We start from the raw sequence: 22,832 nt of genomic DNA on the forward strand, positions 1-22,832 counted from the left end.
GCTGTGCCACTTGTTGCTCCATCCTTTCTTCGTCACCCCGGCCCTGGGCCGGGGCCCCGCTTCCTCTCTACCGTTGCCAAGGCGGCGGGACCCCGGCTCAAGGCCGGGGTGACGGGCGTTCTGGCGGGGGCCCTCGCCTGTACCGCCCTGCCCGCGGAGGCCCGCACGCCTGACCTGCTGGCCTATCTGCAAGGGCGCGCCGCCGATGGCGACGGCGCAGCGCAGCTTGCCGCGCGGCGCTATGCCGATGCGCTGGCGGCGACGCCGGGAGATACGGGGGTTGCTGCCTACGCCTATCGCGAGGCAGTGGCGGCCGGTGACCTCAAGCTGGCGATGGACTCGGCGGCGGTGCTGGGCAATGCGGCGCCGCCCGATGCCGACCTTCTGATCCTCGCCAGCGCGGCGGCGCATCATGACCTTGCCGCCGCCGACGCCGCGATCGCGCGGATCGGCAAGCGGCAGTTCGGCGTTATGGCCGCGCCGCTGGCGGCCTGGGCGGCGTTTGAGCGCGGCGCGGACCCGCTTCCGCTGCTCGCCGCGGCGCGCGAGGACACGGTGGCGCGGCGGTTCGCGGGGGAAGCGCGCGGGCTGATCCTGCTGTCGCAGGGTAACACCCGTGAAGGTCTGGCGACACTGCGCGCGATCTTGGGCACGGGGCAGGCGAGCGAGGATCTGCGAGTGCTCGCCGCGCGGCTGCTGATCGGCACCAGGCGGACTGCCGAAGCCAAATCGTTGCTGACCGGCGAGGCGGCGCCGATCGCCGCGCTGCGCGCCCGGCCTGGCGCAGGCACCAAGCCATCGCTCGGCTTCGGCGTGTCCGCATTGTTTACCCGGATCGCGACCGATCTGATCACGGGGCCGCCGGGCCCGCTGCCCCTGACGCTGGCGCAAGCGGCGGTGATGGCCGATCCCGCCAACGATCGGGCCAAGCTGCTGCTCGGCTATGCGCTGGGTCGCGATGGGCAGACCGATCGTGCGCTCGCCACCCTGGCGATGGTAGGCACGGACAGCCCCTATGCGCAGGCGGCGCGCGGTGGGCGGATACAGATCCTCACTGACTCTGGACGGACGGAGGCGGCGCTGGCCGAGGCCGAAGCGCTGGCGCGCAGCGGCGACACGGTGGCGCTGCAACGCTATGCCGACCTGCTGATGACCGCCGATCGCCCGGCAGACGCCGCCCCGATCTATCGCCGGATCATCGACAAGCGGGAATCAACGGGAGGCGAGCCGGACTGGTCGACGTGGCTGCAATATGGCGCGGCGCTCGACGAAGCGGACGATTGGCCGCGCGCGCATGAGGCGCTGGCGCAAGCGGTGAAGCTGGCGCCGGACGAGCCACTAGCCCTCAACTATCTCGGCTATGCGCAGATAGTGCATGGCGAACCGGTCGCGCCGGCGAAGGCGCTGCTGGAGAAAGCGAGCAAGCTGCGGCCCAAGGATCCGGCGATCACCGATTCGCTGGGATGGGCCTATCATCTGGCGGGCGAGCCGAAGCGCGCGCTGCCGCTGATCGAGCGCGCGGCCCTTGCCTCTCCCACCGATGTCGAGGTGAACGAGCATCTTGGTGACGTTTACTGGGCAGTCGGACGGCGCTTCGACGCGCGCTATGCCTGGCGCGCGGCGCAAGTGGTGGCGGAGGATGATACCGCCGCGCGGCTTGCGGCCAAGATTGCCAACGGGCCTGAGCCGCAGCCATGATCTCTTCGGATGTGATCGTCGAGCCGGCGCCCGCCAAGCTCAACCTTGCGCTGCACGTGCGACGGCGAAGGGCGGACGGGTATCACGACATCGAGACACTGTTCGCCTTTTGCCGCGACGGCGATGTGGTGACGGTGGCGGATGCTGAGGCGGATAGCTTTGCGATGACCGGGCCGTTTGCGGGGGCGTTGAGCGGCATTGCTCGTCAGCCCGTCCTTGATCCGGAAGGCTGCTGCTCGCCCCGCGCCGAAGAAGAAGCGGAGCGCCGGCTCAGGGCCGGGGCCACGGCGGGGGTGTGGCCGCGTGACAATCTCGTCACGCGGGCGGCGGATGCGTTTCGGGGTGCGTTCGGGGTCACGCAGCGGCACGCGATCGTGCTGGAGAAGAACCTGCCGATCGCGTCGGGGATCGGCGGCGGGTCGGCGGATGCGGCGGCGACGTTGCGGGCGCTGGCGCGGCGGCATGGCGTCGCCCACGATGCGCCCGGATTGCTCGCCATTGCCGCTGAACTTGGCGCGGATGTGCCTGCATGCCTTGGCGGGCGGACCGCATTTGGCACCGGCAAGGGGGACGCACTCGCCTCGCTTGATGGCTGGAGCGACACGCCGGTGCTGCTCGTCAATCCCGGCGTGGCGGTCTCCACCGCCGCCGTGTTCACGGGCTGGGACGGCGTGGATCGCGGCGCGCTCGATCCGGCCGATCCGCTCGATGGACGAAACGACCTGGAGTCCCCTGCCCGCGCGATCGCGCCGGTGATCGGCGGTGTCGTCGCGCTGCTCGCGGCGCAGCCGGGGGTGACGCTGGCGCGCATGTCGGGCTCCGGTGCGACCTGTTTCGCGCTGTTCGCCACGCCTGCCGACCGCGACGCCGCCGATGCCGCCGTTGCGCATGCAGCGCCCGATTGGTGGCGGCTCGCCACCACACTCGCATGATCGGGCTTGACCGGGCCAGCGAGGTCTGGCGCGTGACGCTCGACCGGCCGGCGCGGCGCAATGCGATGGCGACGGAGCATTGGCTGGCGCTGGTCGAAACGGTTGCGCGCATCCCGCCCGAGGCAGCCGTGGTGCTGTTGCGGTCGGGCGTGCCAGACATCTTCTCGGCCGGCGCCGATCTTGGCGAGGTCGCCCGGCTGCATGAGGACGCCGCGCTGCGCGCGCCGTTCCGGCTTGCGCTGCGTGCGGCGGTGGATGCCGTGGCAGCGCTGCCGATGCCGGTCGTTGCCGCAATTGACGGCGGCTGTCACGGCGCAGCGGTGGCGCTGGCGCTCGCCGCTGACATCCGAGTCGCCGGTCCGGGAGCCAGCTTCGGGTTGCCGCCGGCGCGGCTCGGCATTTCCTATCCAGCGGAGGATATTGCGCGCTTGTCCGCGCTGGTCGGGCCGGGTCAGGCGGCGCGACTGCTGTTCACCGCCGTGACGATCGACGCGGCCGAGGCGCAGCGAACCGGGCTGGTCGAGATGATCGGCGACGGGGCGGCGGTGGCGGCGTCGATCGCGGCGAATGATGCAACCGCCTTGACCGCGCTCAAGGCGATGCTGCGCAATCCGGGCGACCCGGCGCACGGCCACGCCTTTGAAAACAGTTTCGCCAGTCCGCGACTCGGCGCGGCGACACAACGCTATCGTTGATCGCGGGTTCTGCACGCGCGATACTGTCGCCATGCCAATTGACGAGAGCCGCCCATTTATCCCTGTCCGAATCGCGGTGCTGACCGTCTCGGACACGCGCGGCCTGGCGGAGGATCGCTCTGGCGATACGCTGGTGGCGCGGCTAGCCGAGGCAGGGCATGTGCTGGCCGAGCGGGCCATCCTGCGCGACGATGCCGACATGATCGTAGCGCTGCTTCACCGCTGGATCGATGACGAGAGCGTTGATTGCGTCATCACCACCGGCGGCACCGGCGTGACCGGCAGGGACGTGACGCCCGAGGCGATTGAGCGGGTCGCCGACAAGATGATCCCTGGCTTTGGCGAACTGTTCCGCTGGCTGTCGTTCAAAACGATCGGCACCTCGACGGTGCAGTCGCGCGCCTGCGCCTGCGTGGCGCGCGGGACCTATATCTTCGCCCTCCCCGGATCGACCGGCGCGGTAAAGGACGGGTGGGACGGGATCCTTCGGGACCAGCTCGATAGCCGGCATGGCCCGTGCAATTTCGTGGAGCTGATGCCGCGGCTCATGGAGCGCTGACAGGCGGGCGAAAACGCTACTGCCGCAGGCCTTCGCCCTGAACTCGCTTTCGGGTCCACTCAATAGCCCGCGTTGCCGATGCTTGAGGCACGGTGGATGTGACGTCCTCCCTGTTTTTTCATCCACGCTGAGTGAGAGTTTTCTGGCCCTTTGAAGCCTGCGGGCGAGGAGCTGGGACATGAAGAAGACGAGGCACACCGAGGAGCAGATTCCCTTCGCGCTGAAGCAAGCGGAGACGGGTACGTCGGTGGCGGAAGTGATCCGCCGGATAGGGATCTCGGAGCAGACGTTCTACCGCTGGAAGAAGGTGTATGGCGGGCTCGGCGTGGGCGAGCTGCGGCGCCTGAAGCTGCTCGAGGAGGAGAACCGCAAGCTCAAGCAGCTGGTCGCGGATCTGAGTCTCGACAAGCATATCCTGCAGGATGTCCTGGCAAAAAAGCCCTGACGCCTGGACGACGGCGCGAACTCGTCGCGCACGTCCAGGCGTCCCATGGCGTCAGCGAGCGGCGCAGCTGCTCGGCGCTGGGCGTCGACCGGTCGTCGGTGCGCTACGTGTCGCATCGACTGGACCAGGCGCCGCTGATGCTGCGCATCCGTGATTTGGCGGCGACGCGGACGCGGTACGGCTACTTCAGGATCTACATCCTGCTGCGCAGGGAGGGATGGTTCGTGAATCACAAGCGCGTCTACCGTCTCTACCGGAATGATGGACTGAGCCTTCGGCTCAAGAAATCCAGACGCAACGTCAGCGCTGCCAACCGCGACCGACAACCTGCGGCTGCGGCAGCCAACGAGATGTGGTCGATGGACTTCGTCTCCGACGCGCTGTTCGATGGCCGGCGGTTGCGGGCGCTGACCGTGGTCGATGCGTTCACGCGCGAGGTGCTGGCGATTGACGTCCACCAGGGCATCAAGGGGGAGCAGGTGGTCGAGGTGATGGCACGGATCTCCTCGACGCGCGGCGCGCCCCGGACCATCCGGGTGGACAACGGGCCGGAGTTCATCTCGAAGGCACTCGACCGCTGGGCCTACGAGAACGGCGTCACACTGGATTTCAGCCGGCCAGGCAAGCCTACGGACAACGCCTTCGTGGAGTTGTTCAACGGCCGCCTGGGCGACGAGTGCCTGAACACGCACTGGTTCCTGTCCCTGGAGGACGCGCGGGCCAAGATCGAGGGCTGGCGGCGCGACTACAACGAGAGCCGTCCTCACACATCGCTTGGCTGGCTGACGCCGGTCGAATATGCTGCTGCCGCGGCCAAGATCGCGGCCGAATGAACGCCGGATACTCACCCTCGACCTGTGAGAAACCGGGGGACCCTCATCACAACTGCCCTAACCCGCTTAAACAGGCTGTATTCGGCGCTTCAACGACCAGAAACGCGACGTACTAAATCTCAGACCGAATGAGAAACCAGGAAAGCGCCGGGCTTGAACAAAGACCTGTGAACCCTTGCAGGATCATGGTCGTTCAGAGGCGGAGGGTTGGAGCGATGTTCCTTATTTTTTCGAAACGGCTGGGTTGCCTAAGCTCGACCGCCATATCGGTCGGCGTAAGTCTGCTGCTGCTCCATCTGCTCGGCTGGCTGTGACGTCACATCGCAGCTTAGCTTTGGCGGCGCTCTTGGGGCTGCTGCTCGTCGGATGCGGCGAGGCTGCGACCGATCAGCCGGTGCGGATCACCGAGGACGAGCGGGCATATGGGGCCGAGCAGCATGTGGCCCTCCTCGCCGAATTTGGCGGCGCGTACCAGGCCGAGGAAGCGCGCTACGTTGCAACCATTGGCGAGCGGATGGCGAGCGCCGCCGGGCTGGAAGGACAATGCTCCTTCACGCTGGTCAACAGCGACGTCGTGAATGCTTTCGCGGTGCCCGGCTGCTTCATCTACGTGACGCGTGGCCTGGTCGCCATTGTCGGGAGCGAGGCCGAGCTCGCGTCGGTCCTGGGCCACGAATTGGGGCACATCGCTGCCCGCCATGCCCAGCGGCAGGAACGCCGCTCGCTATGGCGCAGGCTGGGCGTGATCGCCGTTGGGCTGAGCGGGTCCGAACGGCTGACGCGGCTAGCGGGGCGGGCCGCGCAGTTCTTCACGCTGCGCTACTCGCGTGGGCAGGAATATGCGGCGGACGATCACGGCATCCGATATCTTCAGCATGCCGGCTACGACGTCCACGCCGCCGCCGCGATGCTGGCTGCGCTCGGCCGGCAGGAGCGCTACATGAGCGCAAGGGCGGGGCGAGACTCAGCACGCGGCATTCCGGAATGGGCGCTCAGTCATCCGCTCACCCAGCACCGCATCGACAGGGCGGGTGCAACGGCAGACGCCACCGGCCTCGCCGATGACGCCCTACCAGAGAACACAGACGCTTACCTGAGCGAAATTGACGGGCTTCTCTACGGCGACGATCCCGAGCAGGGCTTTGTGACCGGGCGACGCTTCGCGCATCCGGTCATGCGTGTTACTTTCGAGGCGCCTCCCGGCTTCACCTTGACCAACAGTCCGCAGACGATCCGGCTGCAGGGGCCCGGCGGCATTGTCGGCGAATTCGGTGGCGGTGCCCTGCCGCCCGGCGGATTAGATAGATACGCCGAACTGCTGGCGCAGCAGACTGCCGGAGACGTGCCCGCCGAGGTGGCAGCGGCCGAGCGCACGGCCGTGAACGGCACGCAGGCCGTGCTTCTTCAGATGCGCCTGGCCGTCCGGCAGGGCACGGTTCCAGTCGCGATCGCCGTTTATGACGGGGGCGACGGTCAGGCCTACCACATGGTCGTCATCTCGCCGCCAGCAGACGCCAATGCCGCACCCGTGCTCGCCTTGATCCGGTCGTTCCGGCGCCTCTCGGCGGCGGAGGCTGCGCAGCTCCGCCCGCGGATCGTCCGCGTGGTTCAGGTCGGTCCTGCCGACACCGCCTCCACCCTGATCAGCCGAATGGCCGACAGTACACCTGCCGCGTTGTTCGAGCTCCTCAACGGCAAGAGCGCTGGTCAGCCGCTCCGGCCCGGCGAGCGGGTGAAGCTGGTCACTTATGACGAGGAAAGCTGAGATGCCTGACGTGTCGGTCGAGCGGCTTGCTTGGGAGGACCCGGTAATCGGAACGATTGCTCTCCCCCGCGGCGTCATGACGCTGCGATACGGCTTCGGCTCAGGACTCTCGACGCGCCCCGGCGATGCGCCGGGCCGGATCTGGGCAATTGGCGACCGCGGACCAAACATCAAGGTCAGGGACCTGATCGACACCTATGGCGTCGATCATCTGGCGCACCTTCTCGACATTCCCGGTGCCAAGATCATGCCGCGTCCCGACGTAGGTCCGACGCTCGCCGAGTTGCGGGTCGAGGATGATGCGGTTGTCCTGGTACGCATGCTGCCGCTGACCGATGCAAGCGGCCATCCCCTGTCAGGGCTCGCCAATCCCGGCTGTGAGGATCTGCTGGCCGAGCCGGTTTTCGACCTTTCTGGCGCACTGATCCCTGCCGATCCGCACGGGCTCGACACTGAGGGGCTGGTCGCACTATCCGACGGCGGGTTCTGGGTGGGCGACGAGTTCGGGCCTTCGCTCGTCCGCCTCGACCGTGATGGCAGAGTTAAGGCGCGGCTGCTGCCCGGCGCGTCCGGCGTGCAGGTGAACAGCGGAGCCGTCTTGCCGGCGATTGCCGCCAAGCGCCAGCTCAATCGCGGCTTCGAGGCGCTGACGATCTCCGCGGACGAGCGCTGGATCTATCTCGCTTTCCAAAGCCCGCTCGCGCACCCGGATGAGGATGCGCACAAGCAGGCGCGCCACGTCCGCCTTTGGCGCCTCGACGCAGCCACCGGCACTGTGACGACACAATATATCTATCCGCTGGACCCGCCCGAGAGCTTCGCACGGGATTGCGCGCTCGGCGCCTTCAAGCGTAGTGACATCAAGGTCAGTGAACTGCTCTGGCTCGGGCCCGACACGCTGCTGGTGCTGGAGCGCGGGTCGGCGACCACCAAGATTTACCGGTGCGTCCTCGACACGGACACGGAGGTGGTTGCGGAGCACCTGAAGGTGACAACGCGTCCGACACTGGAGGAGCTCAGCGCGGCGGACGACGCACCCGTGCCGGTTCTTACCAAGACGCTGCTCTTCACCAGCGACGATTTTCCCGAAGTTACCGCGGATCTGGAAGGCATGGCGTTGCTATCGCCCACGGAGTTGCTGCTAGTCAGCGACAACGATTTCGGCGTCATGGGTGCGGAGACGCAGTTCTGGCGCGTGCGGCTGGATCGATTGTTGATAGACTGATCAAACCAGCACGCTGGCCGTACGTACGTCGGCTAAAGTAGCAAGCAGGACGACGAGCTTACCGATCCGCCGCTTGTTCATGCAGGCTTGAGTGACATGGAATTTCCGTTCAGGGCGGAAATGCCAGGCGCGGGGGCCACTAGGTCACGTCAGAACGTCGGGTCATCGGCGGCTTGCCGCGCCGTTGCGGTGGCCTTCTCTTCTCAAAGCTGCCGTCGCGTTCACGTTGCAACATGTTGCTTGCCACTGTGTGCACGACCTTCGCGAGACCGTGCACGTCGGTTGGCTGGACCAATCTCGCGCGCCCTCTGGCCGGCTTCGGTCCTATGCGTCAGCCTCGCTCTGCGTGAACCTTGCCCGTTTGCAGAAGTTAGATGGCCGACTTTCGTTCAGGAGTGGTCATGAGCACGTCAGCGAAGCCGTCCATCGCCTCGGCCCGATTTCTTGCCGTTGCGCTCTTGCTTGGCTCGTGTGGCAAGATCGAGCAGGACAAGCCGGTTGAGACTGCGCAGACGCGCGCGGAAGCCAAGCGGCACAAGGACGCCTGTGCTTCGGGCACCGCTTATGATCGCATGAAGCGCGTCATCTTCGATGAGGCGCGAAAACAGAGCAGCCACCGCACCAACCTCGACACACTCGAAGCATTTTCCATCGTCAGGATGGAAGGGCCAGTAGTGGAGGGTCGTGACCCGACGCTCGACGTTACGCGATGCAGAGGGCGATTTATTCTGGACGTTCCGCCCGGTTCCGAACAGGCACTCGGAGGTGAGCGGCGCTTAAGTGCGGACATCGCCTACACCGCTCAGGATGCCGCAGATGGGAGCGGTCTCGTCTATGTCGTCACAGGCGCAGAACCGATCGTTAGCAGACTTGCTGCGTTCGACCTCTCGGACGCGACCTACCGCCCGCTTCCCGCCCTCGATGCCGACGCGCCAAAGACCGAAACCACACACGCGGATGAGCGGACCGCCGAGCCGCCGCGCCGAGTTTCTGCTTCCGAACTCGGCGGCTTAGGCTCGGACGAACCTGAGCACGAGGCTGCGGCTCGAGGCGCCCGTACCGCGAGCACGAGCACGAGCACGACAAGGATACCAGAAGCGCGAACGGTCACGAGCCCCGTTCGATCTGACGCTCTCGCCGCGTCAGCGGGCGAGGGCGTTGTGCGTACCTTCTACAACGCCCTAGGCGCTGGGCGTGGCGAAGTGGCCTCAGCGCAGGTCATTCCGGAAAAGCGATCCAGCCGCGCCTATTCCGCCGATGCAATCTCACGCTTCTACGGCAGGTTACCCGAGCCATTGCGGCTCACCAGCGTCAGTTCCCTTTCGGGGAGCGCCTACCGGGTAACGTACCGCTACGCTGCCCCTGGATTGCGCTGCAACGGGAGTGCGATTGTCCGGCTCACTTCGCGCGAAAGCCGGCCTCTCATCAGGTCCATCACTGCTTCAAACGGTTGTTAGCGCTTAGAGATCGGTCGTCCCCATCGCCAAGTGTCCGGACGAAAGGTGCTGACGCCCAGAGTTGGCCTCGGATCCGCAGCATCTCGGCGTTGATGACCCAAGGCGACGCTAAGCATGCCTTCGGCACTTCCTGAAGGCTGCCGTTCGTTCAGGTCGTTCGAAGAGGTTGTCGAGGTCTCGGCCCCGCTCTCGCGTGATCGGTCGATCGCACGCGATGATCGCCTAGGCGCCGATCAAACGGCGAGACTGCGCGCCATGTCGATGAACGCCCGGAACGCGGCAGACGGATTGCGCCGGTTGGCATAGTAGAGGCACACGGGCGACAACGGGGGCGTCCACTCTTCCAGCACCCGGACGAGCCGCCCGGCCTCTATGTCCTCGCGCACGTCGGACTCCATGGCATAGGCGATGCCCACGCCGTCCAGAACGGCGATCCGCGTGAGACTGGCCTCGTCAAGCGTGATCGGGCCATCGACATCGATCTGGACGGGCTGTCCGTGCTTCTCGAACTGCCAGCGATGCAGCGCGCCGTTAGGCAGCCGGATGCGCAGGCAGGCGTGGCGCAGGAGATCGGGTGGGACGCTGGGCTTGCCGTTCGCCTCAAAATAGGCGGGCGTCGCGACCACAGCGAAACGTCGCGCGGGTCCGATCGGCACCGCTATCATGTCGCTCGGAACAAGGTTGGCGCTTCTCAGGCCGAGATCAAACCCGGCCGCGACGATATCGACGATCCGGCCCTCCGTGACGATATCGACATGGACCTGCGGATAGCGGCGCAAGAAGGGGAGTAGCAGCGGACGCATAACCTCTCGCGCACCGGTCGGGAAGGCGTTGATGCGCAGCGTGCCCGAAGGCGTGTCCTGCTGCGCGCGCGCCGTTCCCATCGCCTCGTGCAACACCCGGACCGCCGGCCGCACCTGATCGACGAAGGTCTGCCCCGCATCGGTCAAAGAGACGCTGCGAGTCGTGCGATTGAACAGCCGGACGCCGAGCCGACGCTCCAGCTTGCCGATCAGGTTGCTCAACGCCGTGGTCGACAGCCCGAGTTCCAGCGCCGCGGCGCGGAACGATCCCCGCCGTGCAATGGCCAGGACTGCGTCAAATTCGATGAGCCCGTGCGTCGCCATTATCCCCCTTTCCACAACGCCGCATGGCGCTTTGCCCTGATTATCAGAAATGATTGTGCGCGTTAGCTGTGTCTCGCCTCTCAAAGGAGCCGAACAATGCTGATCGATCTGCCCAAGCCCGTCGCTGATTTCATCACGGCGAACGCCCGTCTCGACCTGGACGGGATGGTGGCGCCCTTCGCGCCCGACGCCATCATCCTCGACAATGGCAAGCGGTTCGAGGGACGCGCCAGCGTGCGCGCCTTGTTCGAGCATGAAGTCGTGCCGGTGAAGGCGATCTTCACGCCCGAGACCGCCCGCCACGAGGCGGGCCGGGTGGTGGTCGAGGGATCGGCGCATGGCGACTTCCCGGGCAGCCCGCTGCGCTTCACCTACGATTTCACGCTCGAGAACGACGCCATCATCGTGCTGGAGATCACGCTGTGAGCGTCGCCACCGATCCCAACGAGTTCGCCGGCAAACGGGTGCTCGTCAGCGGCGGCACCAAGGGTCTTGGCCGCGCCACCGTCGAGCGCTTCCTGACCGGGGGCGCCCGAGTCATCACCGCTGCCCGCGGCAATGCCGACCCGGTCGGAGACGCAATCTTCGTGCAAGCGGATCTCACGACCGCGGAGGGCAGCAAGGCGCTTGCCGAAGCGGCACTCGATCGGATGGGCGGGATCGACATCCTCGCCCATGTGATAGGCGGCTCGTCCGCGCCTGGCGGCGGCTTCGTTGCGCTCACTGACGACCACTGGCTGGCCGAGCTAAACCTCAACCTACTCGCCACCGTCCGGCTGGATCGCCTGCTGGTCCCGCAGATGATCGAGCGCGGAGCCGGCGCGGTGGTGCACGTCACCTCGATCCAGTCAATCCTGCCCTTGCCGGACTCGACCACCGCGTACGCCGCCGCCAAGGCCGCGCTCCGGACCTACAGCAAGTCCCTCTCCAAGGAATTGGGCCCCAAGGGCGTTCGGGTCAATGCGGTCTCTCCCGGCTGGATCATGACCGAGTCCTCGGTCGATATGCTGAAGCGCCTCCAGGCCGCGAACGGCGGCACGGTCGAAGACGCGCGCCAGCTAGTGCTCGACGCGCTCGGCGGCATCTCGATCGGTCGTGCAGCCGAGCCCCACGAGGTCGCCGACCTCATTGCCTATCTAACTTCGGACCGCGCCGCTGCGATCCACGGCGCAGAGTTCATCATTGACGGCGGAACGGTTCGAACTGTGTGACCCTTCGCGCGATAACATCGGAGAGGCATTATCGACCCAGATGGACATTCCGGGACGTCATTTGAGTTCCCGCTTTCGGACGTTCGTTCACCCCCATGCGAGGCTGCGGCAAGGAAGGTCCAAGGCACCCGATCACTGCTGCCCCTGACACTCGGGCTGAGCGGGCGCCACGGTCAGCAAGCTGAGCGGAAACGCACGACCTCTATGAGGAGAGATTATCTGGACGGTGTCTGTCTTCGCTGAATCAGAAGCGGAACATCGCCTCCGCGCCGACCATGCGGATCGGCCGGGCGGGGCCGGTGTTGCGCAGGAAGTCGCCGGCGGTGAACAGTGAGGCGGAGAGCGAGAAGGACAGCACGGTGCTCGCCTGCCAGCCGACCAGCAGCTCGACTTGATTGCCGATGTGGCGTGCGTCGCTGTTGCCCGCCGCACGGATCAGCTGGCCGGGGACGTCGTACACCCCGTCCCCGCGGCTGGCGCGCCAGTAAGCGACGGCGGCGAGTTCGGCGGTCAAGCCGCGGCCAAGATCCATGTCGACGCTGGGGTGCAGGTTCATGATGTTGCGCGGGCCGATCGGGGAAAGCTCTCCGAAATATTTGCCCTTGGGGAACAGGGCGTTGAACGTGCCGAGGCGATCATCGCGCGCGTCACGATCCCCACTTGCGATGTTGGCCCGCAGGCGGATGCGGGGGGCGAGTGAGACTTGCGGGAAGGCGTAGCTGGTCTCCGTCGCGATTGACCAAGCGCGGATCGTGTCGTCTCCGTAGCGGCCGCGCTGGAGCATCGCTTCCCAATTCCAACCGAGCTGTCCCCAATTACCGAATAGGCGCACGCCATAGGTGTCGCGGCGCTCTCGGGCGATCGTGCCTGCGAAGCGCGCGAGATCGCTGCGATAGCCGAGCCAGTAAAGATTGGCCGAGGCACGGGTGGCGAGCGGCACGGTGGCGTAGATGCCATCCAGGCGGCGGGTGGACGAGGTGCGGTCGTCAAACTCGCCGGCGCGTACCTCGACGGGACGTAGGTGCATCGCCTCAATCCTCGCGCCACCATGCTCAATCATCAGGCGCGCGCCATCGAACGGCTGCGGAATATTCGGGCCGTAGCGCAGGCCGACCAGCCGTTCGGAACCGAGTGCGATCAGCTCGCGGCCGCCGCGAAGCGTCACCGCACTGTCGACGCCGATCGGCAGACGCAGATCGGCAAAGCCTTGGAGCAGGTCGATACCAGTTTCGTCGGCCGGGCCTGCGCCAGCACCGACACCAAGCGCATAGCCGGCTATGCCCTGCACGAAGGCGCGGACCGGCCCGGCGTGTACGTCGGCAAGCGGCATGAAGCGCAGCCATAGATAGCCATCGTCCGGCGCGGGCGGCTGGCCCCACAGGTTGTTGTCGAATCTTTCGTAGCGGGCGCGCGCCTCCGCGCCGATCGTGACGTTGACCGTACCACCGTCGGTGAGCGGGCGATCCTTCAGCCGATACCACCAATCGGCGTTGCGGTTGGGCGCATCGCGCAGGGCCGACCAATCCTCATCGTAGCGCAAATTGGTCTGATCGACCTGGGCCTGCGCGGCCAGCGGCAGGCCGAGGAGAAGAGCTGCAACCAGCCGCAGGATCACCGTGACACCATGTGGCGGACCAGCGGCGGCGTGTCGCCGATCTGGAAGGCGCGAACGGCATCCTGCTGCACGCGATCGGCGTTGGTGACGCGGTCGTGCTGGCGCAGGTGCTCGAGCCAGCTTTCGACGGTGAAGGTCTCGGTGACGAGGCCCGGCGCGGCGACATCCTCGTACAGGCCCCAGTGGATCGCGCCGTCACGGCGGCGGATGCGGCGCATGTCCTGCATCGCGGCGAAGAACTCGGGCACGCGGGCCGGATCGACGCGGTACTCGATCGTCACCAGCACCGGGCCGCGATCATGCTCGACTTCATTGTCGATCATCGGCGCGGGCCAGTGGAGCGACGGCGCGAGATCGAGCTTCGCCATGCCGTCGAGCGGGCGGCGCCAGGCGAGCAGCAAAGTGACGGCGGTCAGCAACAGCGCCGCGAGGAGCAGCGTGGTCGGCACGCCGATCCGGCCCGCGATTGCGCCCCAGAGGGTGGAGCCGGCCGTCATTGAGCCCTGGAAGACGAGCAGGTAGATGGCAAGCGCGCGCGCCTTGACCCAGCCGGGCGAGCTGGCCTGTGCGCCGCCGTTGAGCATCGCCATCATCGCGATCCAGGCGAACCCGCCCGCGCCGAGCGAGGCGGCGGCCGTGAGGAAGCTGTGCGAGCGCGACAGGCCGATCATCGCGCCGGCGAGCAGCAGCGATGCGGCGGTCGTGGTGCGGTTCGCGCCCAGCTTGCCGCGCAGTCGAGGCATCAGCATCGCGCCGGCGATCGCGCCGAGGCCCATGAAGGTGAGCAGCCCGCCATAACCCGCCGGGCCGAGGCCGAGATCGCGCCGGGCGACGATCGGCAGCAGCGCCCACAAGGCGCTGGCGAACAGGAAGAAGCCGACCGAGCGGATCAGCACCGTCTTCAGCTCGGGCGCGCTGAGGGCGTAGCGCATCCCGGCACGCATCGCGCCGACGAAATGCTCGGCGGGCAGATGGCGCTGCGGCACGTCGCGGCGCCAGCGGGCGATCACGGCGATAACGCCGAGCACCGAGACGGCGTTCAAGGCGAAGACCGCGCCGGTGCCGGCGGCGGCGATGATGACGCCGCCCAGCGCCGGGCCGATCGCGCGGGCGATGTTGACCCCCAGGCTGTTGAGCGCGACCGCCTGTTGCAGCGCCTTGCCGGGCACCAGTTCCGGCACGATCGCCTGGAAGGTCGGCGCGGACAGCGCCGCGCCGACGGCGATCGCAGCGGTGAGCGCCAGCAGCAGCGGCGCGGTGGTGATGCCGCCGAAGGTGGCGAGCGCGAGGATCGCGGTGGCGACGAGGCTGAAAAGCTGCGCCCCGATCAATAACTTGCGGCGATCGACGATGTCGGCGAGCGCGCCGGCGGGGAGCGCGAGGAGGAACATCGGCAAGGTGGTCGCGGCCTGCACCAGCGCGACCATCAGTGGGTTGGCGGACAGCGAGGTCATCAGCCAGCCGGCGCCGACATCGTGCATCCAGGTGCCGGTATTGGAGACGATGGTGGCGATCCATAGCGCGCGAAAAACGGGGGTGGACAGTGGCTTAGCGGTCTGGTCGGTCATCGTGTCTGCTCCCGTACGATCGCTGCAAGCATCAGCCCGCCGATCAGCCCGGCGTGTTCAAGGAAGGTGTTGCGCTCGTGGAAGCGCGCCATCGGATCGACGACCGTCCAGAAGGGGTGGGCGATCAGCGTGGCGACTGCGGTGAAGACGCCAAGCGCGCTCGCCCCGAGCCAGGCGAGGCGGCCGGCGATTACCAGCAGCGAGCCGCCGACCTGGACCAAGACCGTCAGCGCGACGATCGCGGCGGCGGGGTGGAGGCCGAAATGTTCGGCCTCCGCCAGCGCGCCGGAGAGATCGGCGAGTTTGGCCAAGCCACTGGTCCAATAGGGTAAAGTCAGGAGGGTGGCGGCGGAGACGGCGAAGCGGTGGTCGCGCAGCAGGGGCGCGAAGGGGTTGGTCGTCATGGCTCAGACCGCCCAGCAGCCGCAGCCGAACGCGCCCCAGAAACTCTGGACGTCGGCGGCGGGAACGGGCTGCCCAAGCGCCGCGGCATGGTCGTGGCCGTGGACATTGCAGGCCGAGGCGCAGCCGCAGGCGGCGGCGAATTTGCGCGCGGTATCGGGCCGGCGCAGGCCACCGAAGGTCGCCACCGGTGACCAATCGGGCATGGGACGCGGCATCTCGGGTGCAAAGCGGGCGAAATCCCCCTCCCCGTGGACCACTTTTCCGCCGAGCAGCGTCAGAACCGAACGCAGGTGCGCGATTTCGCTTTCGGAAACCGAGAAATAGTCGCCGGACAGCAACGCCAGGTCGGCGAGCTGGCCGGCCTTGATCTGACCCTTCTTGCCGACCTCGTTGGAGAACCAGGTGTTACGCTCGGTCCAGAGGCGCAGCGCTGTCTCGCGGTCGATGCGGTTGCGCATTGGGTAGAGCGACAGGCCGCCGACCGTCTTGCCGGTGACCAGCCATGACAGCGAGACCCAGGGATTGTAGCTCGCCACGCGGGTCGCGTCGGTGCCGGCGCCGACCGGAACGCCCGCCTCCATCATGCGGCGGATCGGCGGGGTCGCCTCGGCGGCCTTGGCGCCATAGCGTTCGACGAAATACTCGCCCTGGAACGCCATGCGGTGCTGCACGGCGATGCCGCCGCCCAATGCGGCGATGCGATCGATGTTGCGATGGCTGATCGTCTCGGCGTGGTCGAAGAACCAGTTGAGACCCTGCAGCGGAATGTCGCGATTGACCTTCTCGAACACGTCGAGCGCGCGACCGATCGTCTGATCGTAGGTGGCGTGGAGCCGCCACGGCCAACGGCGTTCGGCGAGCAGGCGAATGACGGGTTCGAGATCACCCTCCATCGACGGCGGCATGTCGGGCCGCGCGACGCGGAAATCCTCGAAATCGGCGGCGGAATAGACCAGCATCTCGCCCGCGCCATTGTGGCGATAGGTGTCGTCGCCATCGCCCGGCTTCACCTTGGTCGACCAGGTGGCGAAGTCCTTCAGCTCCTCCTTCGGCTTTTGCGTGAAGAGATTGTAGGCGATGCGCACGGTCAGCTGATCGTCCCGATGCAGCTTTTCGATGATCTGATAGTCATCGGGATAGTTCTGATAGCCGCCGCCCGCGTCGATCACGCTGGTGACGCCGAGCCCGTTCAGCTCGCGCATGAAGTGGCGGGTGGAGTTGAGCTGATAGTCCTCGGGCAGCTTGGGCCCCTTGGCGAGCGTCGCGTAGAGGATCGTCGCGTTTGGCTGGGCGAGCAGCAGCCCGGTCGGGTTGCCGGCGGCATCGCGCACGATCTCGCCGCCCGGCGGGTTGGGCGTATCCTTGGTATAGCCCACTGCGCGCAAAGCAGCGGCGTTGAGCAAAGCGCGATCGTAGAGGTGGAGGATAAACACCGGCGTGTCGGGCGCGGCGGCGTTGATCTCCTCGAGCGTCGGCAGGCGCTTCTCGGCGAACTGATGCTCGGTGAAGCCGCCGACGACGCGCACCCATTGCGGGGGCGGGGTGTTCTCGGCCTGCTTCTTCAGCATCGCCATGGCATCGGCGAGCGAGGGGACGCCCTCCCAGCGCAACTCCATGTTGTAGTTCAGCCCGCCGCGGATGACGTGGATGTGGCTGTCGATCAGGCCGGGGATCAGGCGGTGGCCCTTGGCGTCTATCATCTGCGGGTTGCCGCGGGTGGCGGCGCGCACTTCGGCCTCGCTGCCGACGGCGAGGAACTTGCCGTCGCGGATCGCGACTGCCTGGGCGACCGGGTTGGACCGGTCGAGCGTGGTCACCTTGGCGTTCGTGATGATGAGGTCGGGCTGCGTCTGCATGGCGAGGGTTCCGGTGGCATTGGCGGTAGCGGTGACAAGGGCGGTGCCGGCGGCCCCGGCGAGCAGGCCGCGGCGGGTGAGATCGGTCATGGTCTGGGCTCCGGGCGGGTGATCGCGGGACCGTCGATGATCCGCTTGGCGAGCGGCATGATCTGCTCGCCGGCGAGAATGCCGGCGAGCCCGATCAATGCGACGATCGGCGGGGCGGGGGAACGGATGCCCATAAGGCTGTAGATCACGCCGATCAGCAGCCCGGCGCCCAGCGAAAGGATGTAAAGCTTCATGGCGCCGTTCCCCTTTCGTCAGCCGCGGATGAAGGCGAGCAGATCGGCGTTCAGCACATCCGCGTTCACCGTCAGCATGCCGTGCGAGAAGCCCGGATAGATCTTCAGCGTCGCATTGGGCGCGATATTGGCCGAGAGGATTCCGGCGTTCTGGTATGGCACGATCTGGTCGTCATCGCCGTGGAGGACGAGCGTCGGCACGGTGAGCGCTTTCAGATCGTCGGTCTGGTCGGTCTCCGAGAAGGCCTTGATGCCTTGGTAATGGGCGAGCGCGCTGCCCATCATGCCCTGGCGCCACCAATTGTCGATCACCGCCGGCTTCACGTCGGCGCCCTCGCGGTTGTAGCCGTAGAACGGGCCGGCGGCGACATCGCGGAAGAATTGCGCGCGGTTCGCGGCAAGCGCCGAGCGGAAGCCGTCGAACACCTCGATTGGCAGGCCGCCGGGATAACGATCGGTCTTCGCCATGATCGGCGGCACCGCGCTGACCAGCACCGCCTTGGCGACGCGACCCTGCGGGATGCCGTGGCGAGCGACATAGGCCGCGACTTCGCCGCCGCCGGTCGAGTGGCCGATGTGGACGGCGCCCCGCAGATCGAGATGCGCGGCGACTGCGGCGGCGTCGGCGGCATAGGTCGCCATGTCGTGACCATGATCGACCTGTGCCGAGCGGCCATGGCCGCGGCGGTCGTGCGCCACCACGCGGAAGCCTTGGGCGAGGAAGAACAGCATCTGCGCGTCCCAATCGTCGGACGACAGCGGCCAGCCGTGGTGGAACATGATCGGCTGGGCATCCTTGGGGCCCCAGTCCTTGAAGAAGATCTCGGCGCCGTCCTGCGTGGTGATCGTGCTCATCGGATTGTCCTTTTCAATAGTGCCGAAAGGAGCGGCCGACCCGCGGTCGAGTCGGCCGCGTAACGATCAGTGCGCGCCTTCGGAGGCGTTGAACATCGTCTTGGCGTAGGTGATGCCGAGGCCGTAGGCGCCGCCCCATTGGCGCGCGATTCCGGTGGTCATGTCGTAGGTGTCGCCGCGCGCCCAATCGCGTTGCAGTTCGAGCAGGTACTGGAGCGCGGTGATGGGGCGGGCCCCGGCCTGGATCATGCGCTCGACGGCGCGGTCATGCGCTTCCGGCGAGATGTCGCCGCTGGCGTCGGTGATGACGTAGACCTCGAAGCCCTGATCAAGCGCCGACAGCGCGGGGCCGACGATGCAGACGCTGGTCCACAGGCCGGCGAGGACGATGCGGCCCTTGGCCGTCCGGTTGACCTCAGCGATCACGGCCTCGTCTTCCCAGGTGTTCATGCTGGTGCGGTCGAGCAGTTTCTGGCCAGGGAAGGCATCGGTGATCTCGTCGAACATCGGGCCCGAGAAGCTCTTCTCGGCCACGGTGGTCAGGATGGTGGAGACGCCGAAGCCGGCCGCTGCCTGCGACACGAGCGCGGCGTTGTTGCGGAGCAGCTCGGGGGCGATCGACTTGGTGGCGAAGGCCATCTGCGACTGGAAGTCGATCAGGATCAGCGTGTGATCGGTCGGCGTGAGGAGGGTGGAGCCGGCGGTGGCAGTGGCAGTGGTCATGGTCATTTTCCCTTTCTTGGTGGTGGTCGTGGTCAGCGATTGGATGGACGATAGGCACGTCCGTTCATCCGGGTTATCCGGATAAAGTCGGTTTGATCGTTCGAGAGAGTTGAACAGTACTGCCGCGTCGGACGCGGCGCGGTGTCAGCCCGCCTGTTGCCAGGCAGGTGCGTGGAGGCGCTGGCGCAGCGCCCCCGCGATCAGCTGGCATGCCTCCATCGACGCGGAAGCATCGCTGAGCGGCGGGAGCCAGGTGAAATCGTGAATGGTGCCGAGGAAGCGGACGGCGGAGACCTCGACGTCTTGGCGGATCAGCGTGTGCGCCAGCGCCTCCGCGCTGTCGCGGAACGGATCGGCCTCCGCCGTCAGCATCAGCACCGGCGGAAGGATCGCGGACCCTGCCGCAAGGCGCGCTGGCTCGATCGTCCCCGACGCTGCCGTCAGTGCGGCCGAACGGTGGTGCGGCATCCATGCGTCAGCCCGGCCTTCGACGGGGGGGCCGAGCACGGGTGTGGCCATCACCAGCAGCCGGTACTCGCCGCCATGGAGCGCAAGGTTGAGCGCCAGCGCCGCGCCAAGCCCGTCGCCGCCGATCGCGATGCGATCCGGACGGCCTGTGAGCGCGGACGTCGCTTCGATCCGGTCATCGATCATGGCCCGTAAGTCCGCTGGCGTCGCATCGAAGGGCGCGACGAGTTCCAGAACGGCGATCCCCGCTTGCGCCGCCAGCGTCTGCAACGCCGCGGTTCGCAGGCCGGCATGCTCCGACGTTCCGGCCAGGTAGAGGAACAGGGGCAGCGGCGCCTTTGCGTCGGCTGGTCGTACCAGCACGCTATCCGGCGCCAGCCGCGTGACACCGGCCATGGCCGGCTCGGCGCCCAGAAGTCCGGCAGGCCGATCTTCCCAGCGATCCAGGAAGGAACGCACGACGGGATCGAGCACCGCCAGGGCCGACGCCGGCTCCACCAGCGCGGCGGCGCGTCGCGCGGCGATCGGGCACAAAGTGAACTGGGGCACGGCGTCTTCCTTGACCTTGACGCCGGGCGTTTGCCGGCTTGGCAAGGAGCGTTATGCCGCCCGCCTGACGGGCTCGCGAGTGAAGCGTCGTGAAGAGACGTTAAGCGGCTTCGCGCCGCCACGGCACCTGAGCATGGGCATCGCGCGCGACGGCGAACATCTCGGCTTGCATGGCGCTCATGCCCTCCACCGGTGTGTCGTCCCCCACCAGTGCGCGGGAGTAGCCGAGCACGAAACGCTGCCAGTGATCGAGGCCGTGCCGTTCCGTGCGCGCCCGCAAGGCGGCGATCCAAGCTTCCGCCAGCGCCGGTTCACCGGCGGCGATGGCGACCGGGATGCAGCCGATGGCGAGGCCATAGCAAAGCGACAACGCATGATCGATGTGCCCCGCATCCTCGGCGCAGTCACGGGCGATCGCGAGCGCGCCTGCCAGATCGCCGCGCGCCCAATGCAGCCGCATCAACAGGCTCATGACCGCAATCTTGCCGTCGACCTGTGCGTGATTGGCGTGGTTGGCGCGCTCGGGCGCGGCGTCGCCGGCCATGACCTTTTCCAGCATCGCCGTCGCCGCGTCGTGGTCGCCGGAGAAATGATGCGACAGCGCGAGCATGTGTGCGCCCGTCAGCTGGTCTGCCAGCATGCCCTGTGGCCCGACCTCTCCATCAAACTGCCGGGCGAGCATGAGGCTTTCGGTATAGTCGCCGGCGAGGATGCGCTGCGCCCAGACACCCCACAGCGCGCGGAGCGCCAGCGGCGCGGAGCCGACGCTTCGGGCGAGATCCAGCGCCCGCGCGAAGGCATCGGCCATGGCTGGCACCGGCCCCTGGATATGCCAAAGCGCGTGGCCGTAAGCGGACAACAGCTCGACCTGCCGCGCGGGATCGACGTCGCCGGCCTCCATCCTGGCAATCGCCGCCTCGGCATGGCGGAGGAAATCGCCGGGAAGCGACAGGTGAAACCACAGGGGCGCGGCGGCGATCACCAGTTCGGTGGCGAGCAAAGGATCGCCGCTGCCTCCGGCCGCGCCGCTCGCCCACATGATGGCACTGCGCACATCGTCGATCTGCGCGCTATAATCCGCCAGCCATTCGCGTACCGCCTTTCCCTCCCAGGCGGCTGCGCTGCCCGCCAGCCGGCCGAGCAGGTAGCGGGCGTGATCCCGCCGCGCGCCTTCGTCGAAGCCGGCGGCGTCGAGCCGCGCGAGGCCGTAATGGCGGGTGGTGTCCAAGAGCCGGAAGCGCGCGCCGCGGGCGGCGGGGGCTGCCACCACCATCGACTTGGCAACGAGTTCGTCAAGCAGGTCCTGCGCCCCGTGACCGGATGGCGGGAGCCCGGTGCCCAGCGCTGCGGCCGCGTCTGCCGCGAAGCTGCCGCGGAACAGCGACAGGCGATCGAGCAGCGCGCGTACCGGCGGATCGAGCAGGTCGTAGCTCCAGTCCAGCGCGCCCCGCAGCGTGCGGTGGCGCGGCACCGCAGTTCGCCGGCCACGATTCAGCAGGGCGAAGCGGTCGTCCAGTCCCGCGGCGATCGCCTGGGGGGTCATGGTGTCGCTGCGGGCGGCGGCGAGCTCGATGGCGAGCGGAATGCCGTCGAGCCGCTGACAGATCTCGACGACGGCGGGCAGATTATCTTCATCGAGCCGGAAGTCGGCGTTCACGGCGCGGGCGCGATCCGCAAACAGAGCGGTGGCGGCGCAGGATGCCGCTTGCTCAAGGCTGTTGCGATCCGCGTCCCCCGGCACCTCGAGCGCGGCCAACCGGTGTACCCATTCGCCTTCGGCACGCAGCGGCTCGCGGCTGGTGGCGAGGAGAAGCAGGCTGGGCGCGGCCTGAAGCAGCGTCTCGGCCAGCGCGGCGGCGGCGTCCACGACATGTTCGCAATTGTCGAGCAGAATGAGCCCCGGCCGGTCGCAAAAACGGGTGGCGACGCGCCCGGCCAGATCGGTGCCGGCGCCCGGCAGCCCCAGCGCCGTCGCGAGCGTCACGGCCACGGTGGAACCCTCGCTGACCGGCGCGAGATCGACGAACCAGGCGTCCATCGCGTTCTGGTCGGCGACCCGCTGCCCGATCGCCAGCGCCGCCGTCGTCTTGCCGATCCCGCCCGGCCCCACCAGCGAAAGAAACCGGCGCGCGGTCACTTCCTCGACAAGTGCGGCGATCACCGGCTCGCGGCCGAGAATGGCACCGACCCGCGAGGGCAGCCGGGCGCGAGCAGCGTTAGCGGGAGCAGGCACCGCTAAGTCTTCGCGCAAAACCGGCACAGTGAGGCGGTAGCCGCGCCCCGCCTCCGCGACGATCAGCGGCTCGCCCCCATCCTGCCCGAGCGCCTTTCGTGCGGCGGAGAGATGGACCCGGATGGCGCTGTCGTCGATCGCTTGGCGAGGCCAGACACGCTCGATCAGCTCGTCGCGGGAGACCAGCTTCCCCTCGGCCTCCGCCAGCACCGCAAGCAGATTGAGCGCGCGGGTGCCGAGCTTCACCGGCACCCCCTCGCGCGTCAGGGTGAGGTGAGGAAGCTCGAGCACGAAGGGGCCGAACCGATATCGCGTCCCTGCCATTGCCG

General features: G+C 67.4%; 19 protein-coding genes and 1 pseudogene. 10 read left to right on the forward strand and 10 right to left on the reverse strand.

The genetic code is table 11. The features are described 5' to 3' along the window. Nucleotides 1–3 precede the first annotated feature (3 nt). From SPHI_RS03545 to SPHI_RS03585, 8 genes are all read left to right on the forward strand, one after another. A complete protein-coding gene (locus SPHI_RS03545) occupies nt 4–1,698 on the forward strand; it encodes a tetratricopeptide repeat protein (RefSeq protein ID WP_233130634.1) in 1,695 nt (564 codons plus the stop codon). Further along, a complete protein-coding gene (locus SPHI_RS03550) occupies nt 1,695–2,630 on the forward strand; it encodes a 4-(cytidine 5'-diphospho)-2-C-methyl-D-erythritol kinase (RefSeq protein WP_076743499.1) in 936 nt (311 codons plus the stop codon). Before SPHI_RS03545 ends, SPHI_RS03550 begins: the two co-directional genes overlap by 4 nt. Continuing rightward, nucleotides 2,627–3,325 carry an enoyl-CoA hydratase/isomerase family protein gene (locus tag SPHI_RS03555; RefSeq protein ID WP_076743500.1) on the forward strand — a complete coding sequence of 233 codons (699 nt, stop codon included), beginning with the start codon at nt 2,627–2,629 and terminating at the stop codon, nt 3,323–3,325. The genes SPHI_RS03550 and SPHI_RS03555 overlap by 4 nt, the downstream gene beginning before the upstream one ends. 31 nt (nt 3,326–3,356) lie before the next feature. Beyond that, on the forward strand, nt 3,357–3,884 hold the full coding sequence (gene moaB / locus SPHI_RS03560; protein WP_076743501.1) for a molybdenum cofactor biosynthesis protein B: 528 nt from the start codon (nt 3,357–3,359) through the stop codon (nt 3,882–3,884). Between the two features lie 178 nt (nt 3,885–4,062). Then, a protein-coding gene (locus SPHI_RS03570) for an IS3 family transposase (RefSeq protein ID WP_096348712.1) occupies nt 4,063–5,162 on the forward strand; the annotation gives its coding sequence in 2 pieces (ribosomal slippage) (nt 4,063–4,315 and nt 4,315–5,162; 1,101 coding nt in all). Between the two features lie 334 nt (nt 5,163–5,496). Then, nucleotides 5,497–6,927 carry a M48 family metalloprotease gene (locus SPHI_RS03575; RefSeq protein ID WP_083719699.1) on the forward strand — a complete coding sequence of 477 codons (1,431 nt, stop codon included), beginning with the start codon at nt 5,497–5,499 and terminating at the stop codon, nt 6,925–6,927. Between the two features lies 1 nt (nt 6,928). Then, nucleotides 6,929–8,152 (forward strand): esterase-like activity of phytase family protein, encoded by a 1,224-nt coding sequence (locus SPHI_RS03580; protein ID WP_076743504.1) that lies wholly within the window; start codon nt 6,929–6,931, stop codon nt 8,150–8,152. A 374-nt stretch (nt 8,153–8,526) separates the two neighbouring features. After that, a complete protein-coding gene (locus SPHI_RS03585; protein ID WP_158049613.1) occupies nt 8,527–9,609 on the forward strand; it encodes a hypothetical protein in 1,083 nt (360 codons plus the stop codon). 233 nt (nt 9,610–9,842) lie between these two features. Here the strand turns inward: SPHI_RS03585 and SPHI_RS03590 are convergent, their stop codons facing one another. Next, the gene (locus SPHI_RS03590) at nt 9,843–10,736 is read right to left on the reverse strand and encodes a LysR family transcriptional regulator (protein WP_076743506.1); all 894 of its coding nucleotides are present in this window, start codon (nt 10,734–10,736) and stop codon (nt 9,843–9,845) included. A 96-nt stretch (nt 10,737–10,832) separates the two neighbouring features. Between SPHI_RS03590 and SPHI_RS03595 the strand changes: the two genes are divergently transcribed. Continuing rightward, a complete protein-coding gene (locus tag SPHI_RS03595) occupies nt 10,833–11,162 on the forward strand; it encodes a nuclear transport factor 2 family protein (protein WP_076743507.1) in 330 nt (109 codons plus the stop codon). Continuing rightward, the gene (locus tag SPHI_RS03600) at nt 11,159–11,947 is read left to right on the forward strand and encodes an SDR family oxidoreductase (protein WP_076743508.1); all 789 of its coding nucleotides are present in this window, start codon (nt 11,159–11,161) and stop codon (nt 11,945–11,947) included. Before SPHI_RS03595 ends, SPHI_RS03600 begins: the two co-directional genes overlap by 4 nt. Before the next feature lie 244 nt (nt 11,948–12,191). On the opposite strand, the gene SPHI_RS03605 is transcribed toward SPHI_RS03600, so the two are convergent. From SPHI_RS03605 to SPHI_RS03645, 9 genes and pseudogenes are all read right to left on the reverse strand, one after another. Beyond that, nucleotides 12,192–13,562 carry an alginate export family protein gene (locus SPHI_RS03605; protein WP_233130636.1) on the reverse strand — a complete coding sequence of 457 codons (1,371 nt, stop codon included), beginning with the start codon at nt 13,560–13,562 and terminating at the stop codon, nt 12,192–12,194. Next, complete coding sequence (locus SPHI_RS03610) at nt 13,559–15,130, reverse strand: MFS transporter (protein ID WP_076743509.1); 1,572 nt, start codon at nt 15,128–15,130, stop codon at nt 13,559–13,561. The genes SPHI_RS03605 and SPHI_RS03610 overlap by 4 nt, the downstream gene beginning before the upstream one ends. Then, entirely contained in the window at nt 15,127–15,534 is a 408-nt protein-coding gene (locus tag SPHI_RS03615) for a DoxX family protein (RefSeq protein ID WP_076743510.1), read from the reverse strand. The genes SPHI_RS03610 and SPHI_RS03615 overlap by 4 nt, the downstream gene beginning before the upstream one ends. A gap of 3 nt (nt 15,535–15,537) precedes the next feature. Beyond that, entirely contained in the window at nt 15,538–17,481 is a 1,944-nt protein-coding gene (locus SPHI_RS03620) for an amidohydrolase (protein ID WP_076743511.1), read from the reverse strand. Between the two features lie 14 nt (nt 17,482–17,495). Continuing rightward, nucleotides 17,496–17,675: pseudogene (locus SPHI_RS03625) on the reverse strand (DUF1427 family protein); the annotation flags it as partial. An 18-nt stretch (nt 17,676–17,693) separates the two neighbouring features. Then, on the reverse strand, nt 17,694–18,530 hold the full coding sequence (locus SPHI_RS03630; protein WP_076743513.1) for an alpha/beta fold hydrolase: 837 nt from the start codon (nt 18,528–18,530) through the stop codon (nt 17,694–17,696). Between the two features lie 66 nt (nt 18,531–18,596). After that, entirely contained in the window at nt 18,597–19,259 is a 663-nt protein-coding gene (locus tag SPHI_RS03635; protein ID WP_076743514.1) for a hydrolase, read from the reverse strand. A gap of 138 nt (nt 19,260–19,397) precedes the next feature. After that, nucleotides 19,398–20,270 (reverse strand): alpha/beta hydrolase, encoded by an 873-nt coding sequence (locus tag SPHI_RS03640; protein ID WP_144036146.1) that lies wholly within the window; start codon nt 20,268–20,270, stop codon nt 19,398–19,400. 100 nt (nt 20,271–20,370) lie between these two features. Further along, nucleotides 20,371–22,827: an ATP-binding protein gene (locus tag SPHI_RS03645; protein ID WP_076743516.1), complete on the reverse strand. Its 2,457-nt coding sequence runs from the start codon at nt 22,825–22,827 to the stop codon at nt 20,371–20,373. Nucleotides 22,828–22,832: the final 5 nt, after the last annotated feature.

This window comes from Sphingomonas jeddahensis, from assembly GCF_001981525.1.
GTDB lineage: Bacteria > Pseudomonadota > Alphaproteobacteria > Sphingomonadales > Sphingomonadaceae > Sphingomonas > Sphingomonas jeddahensis.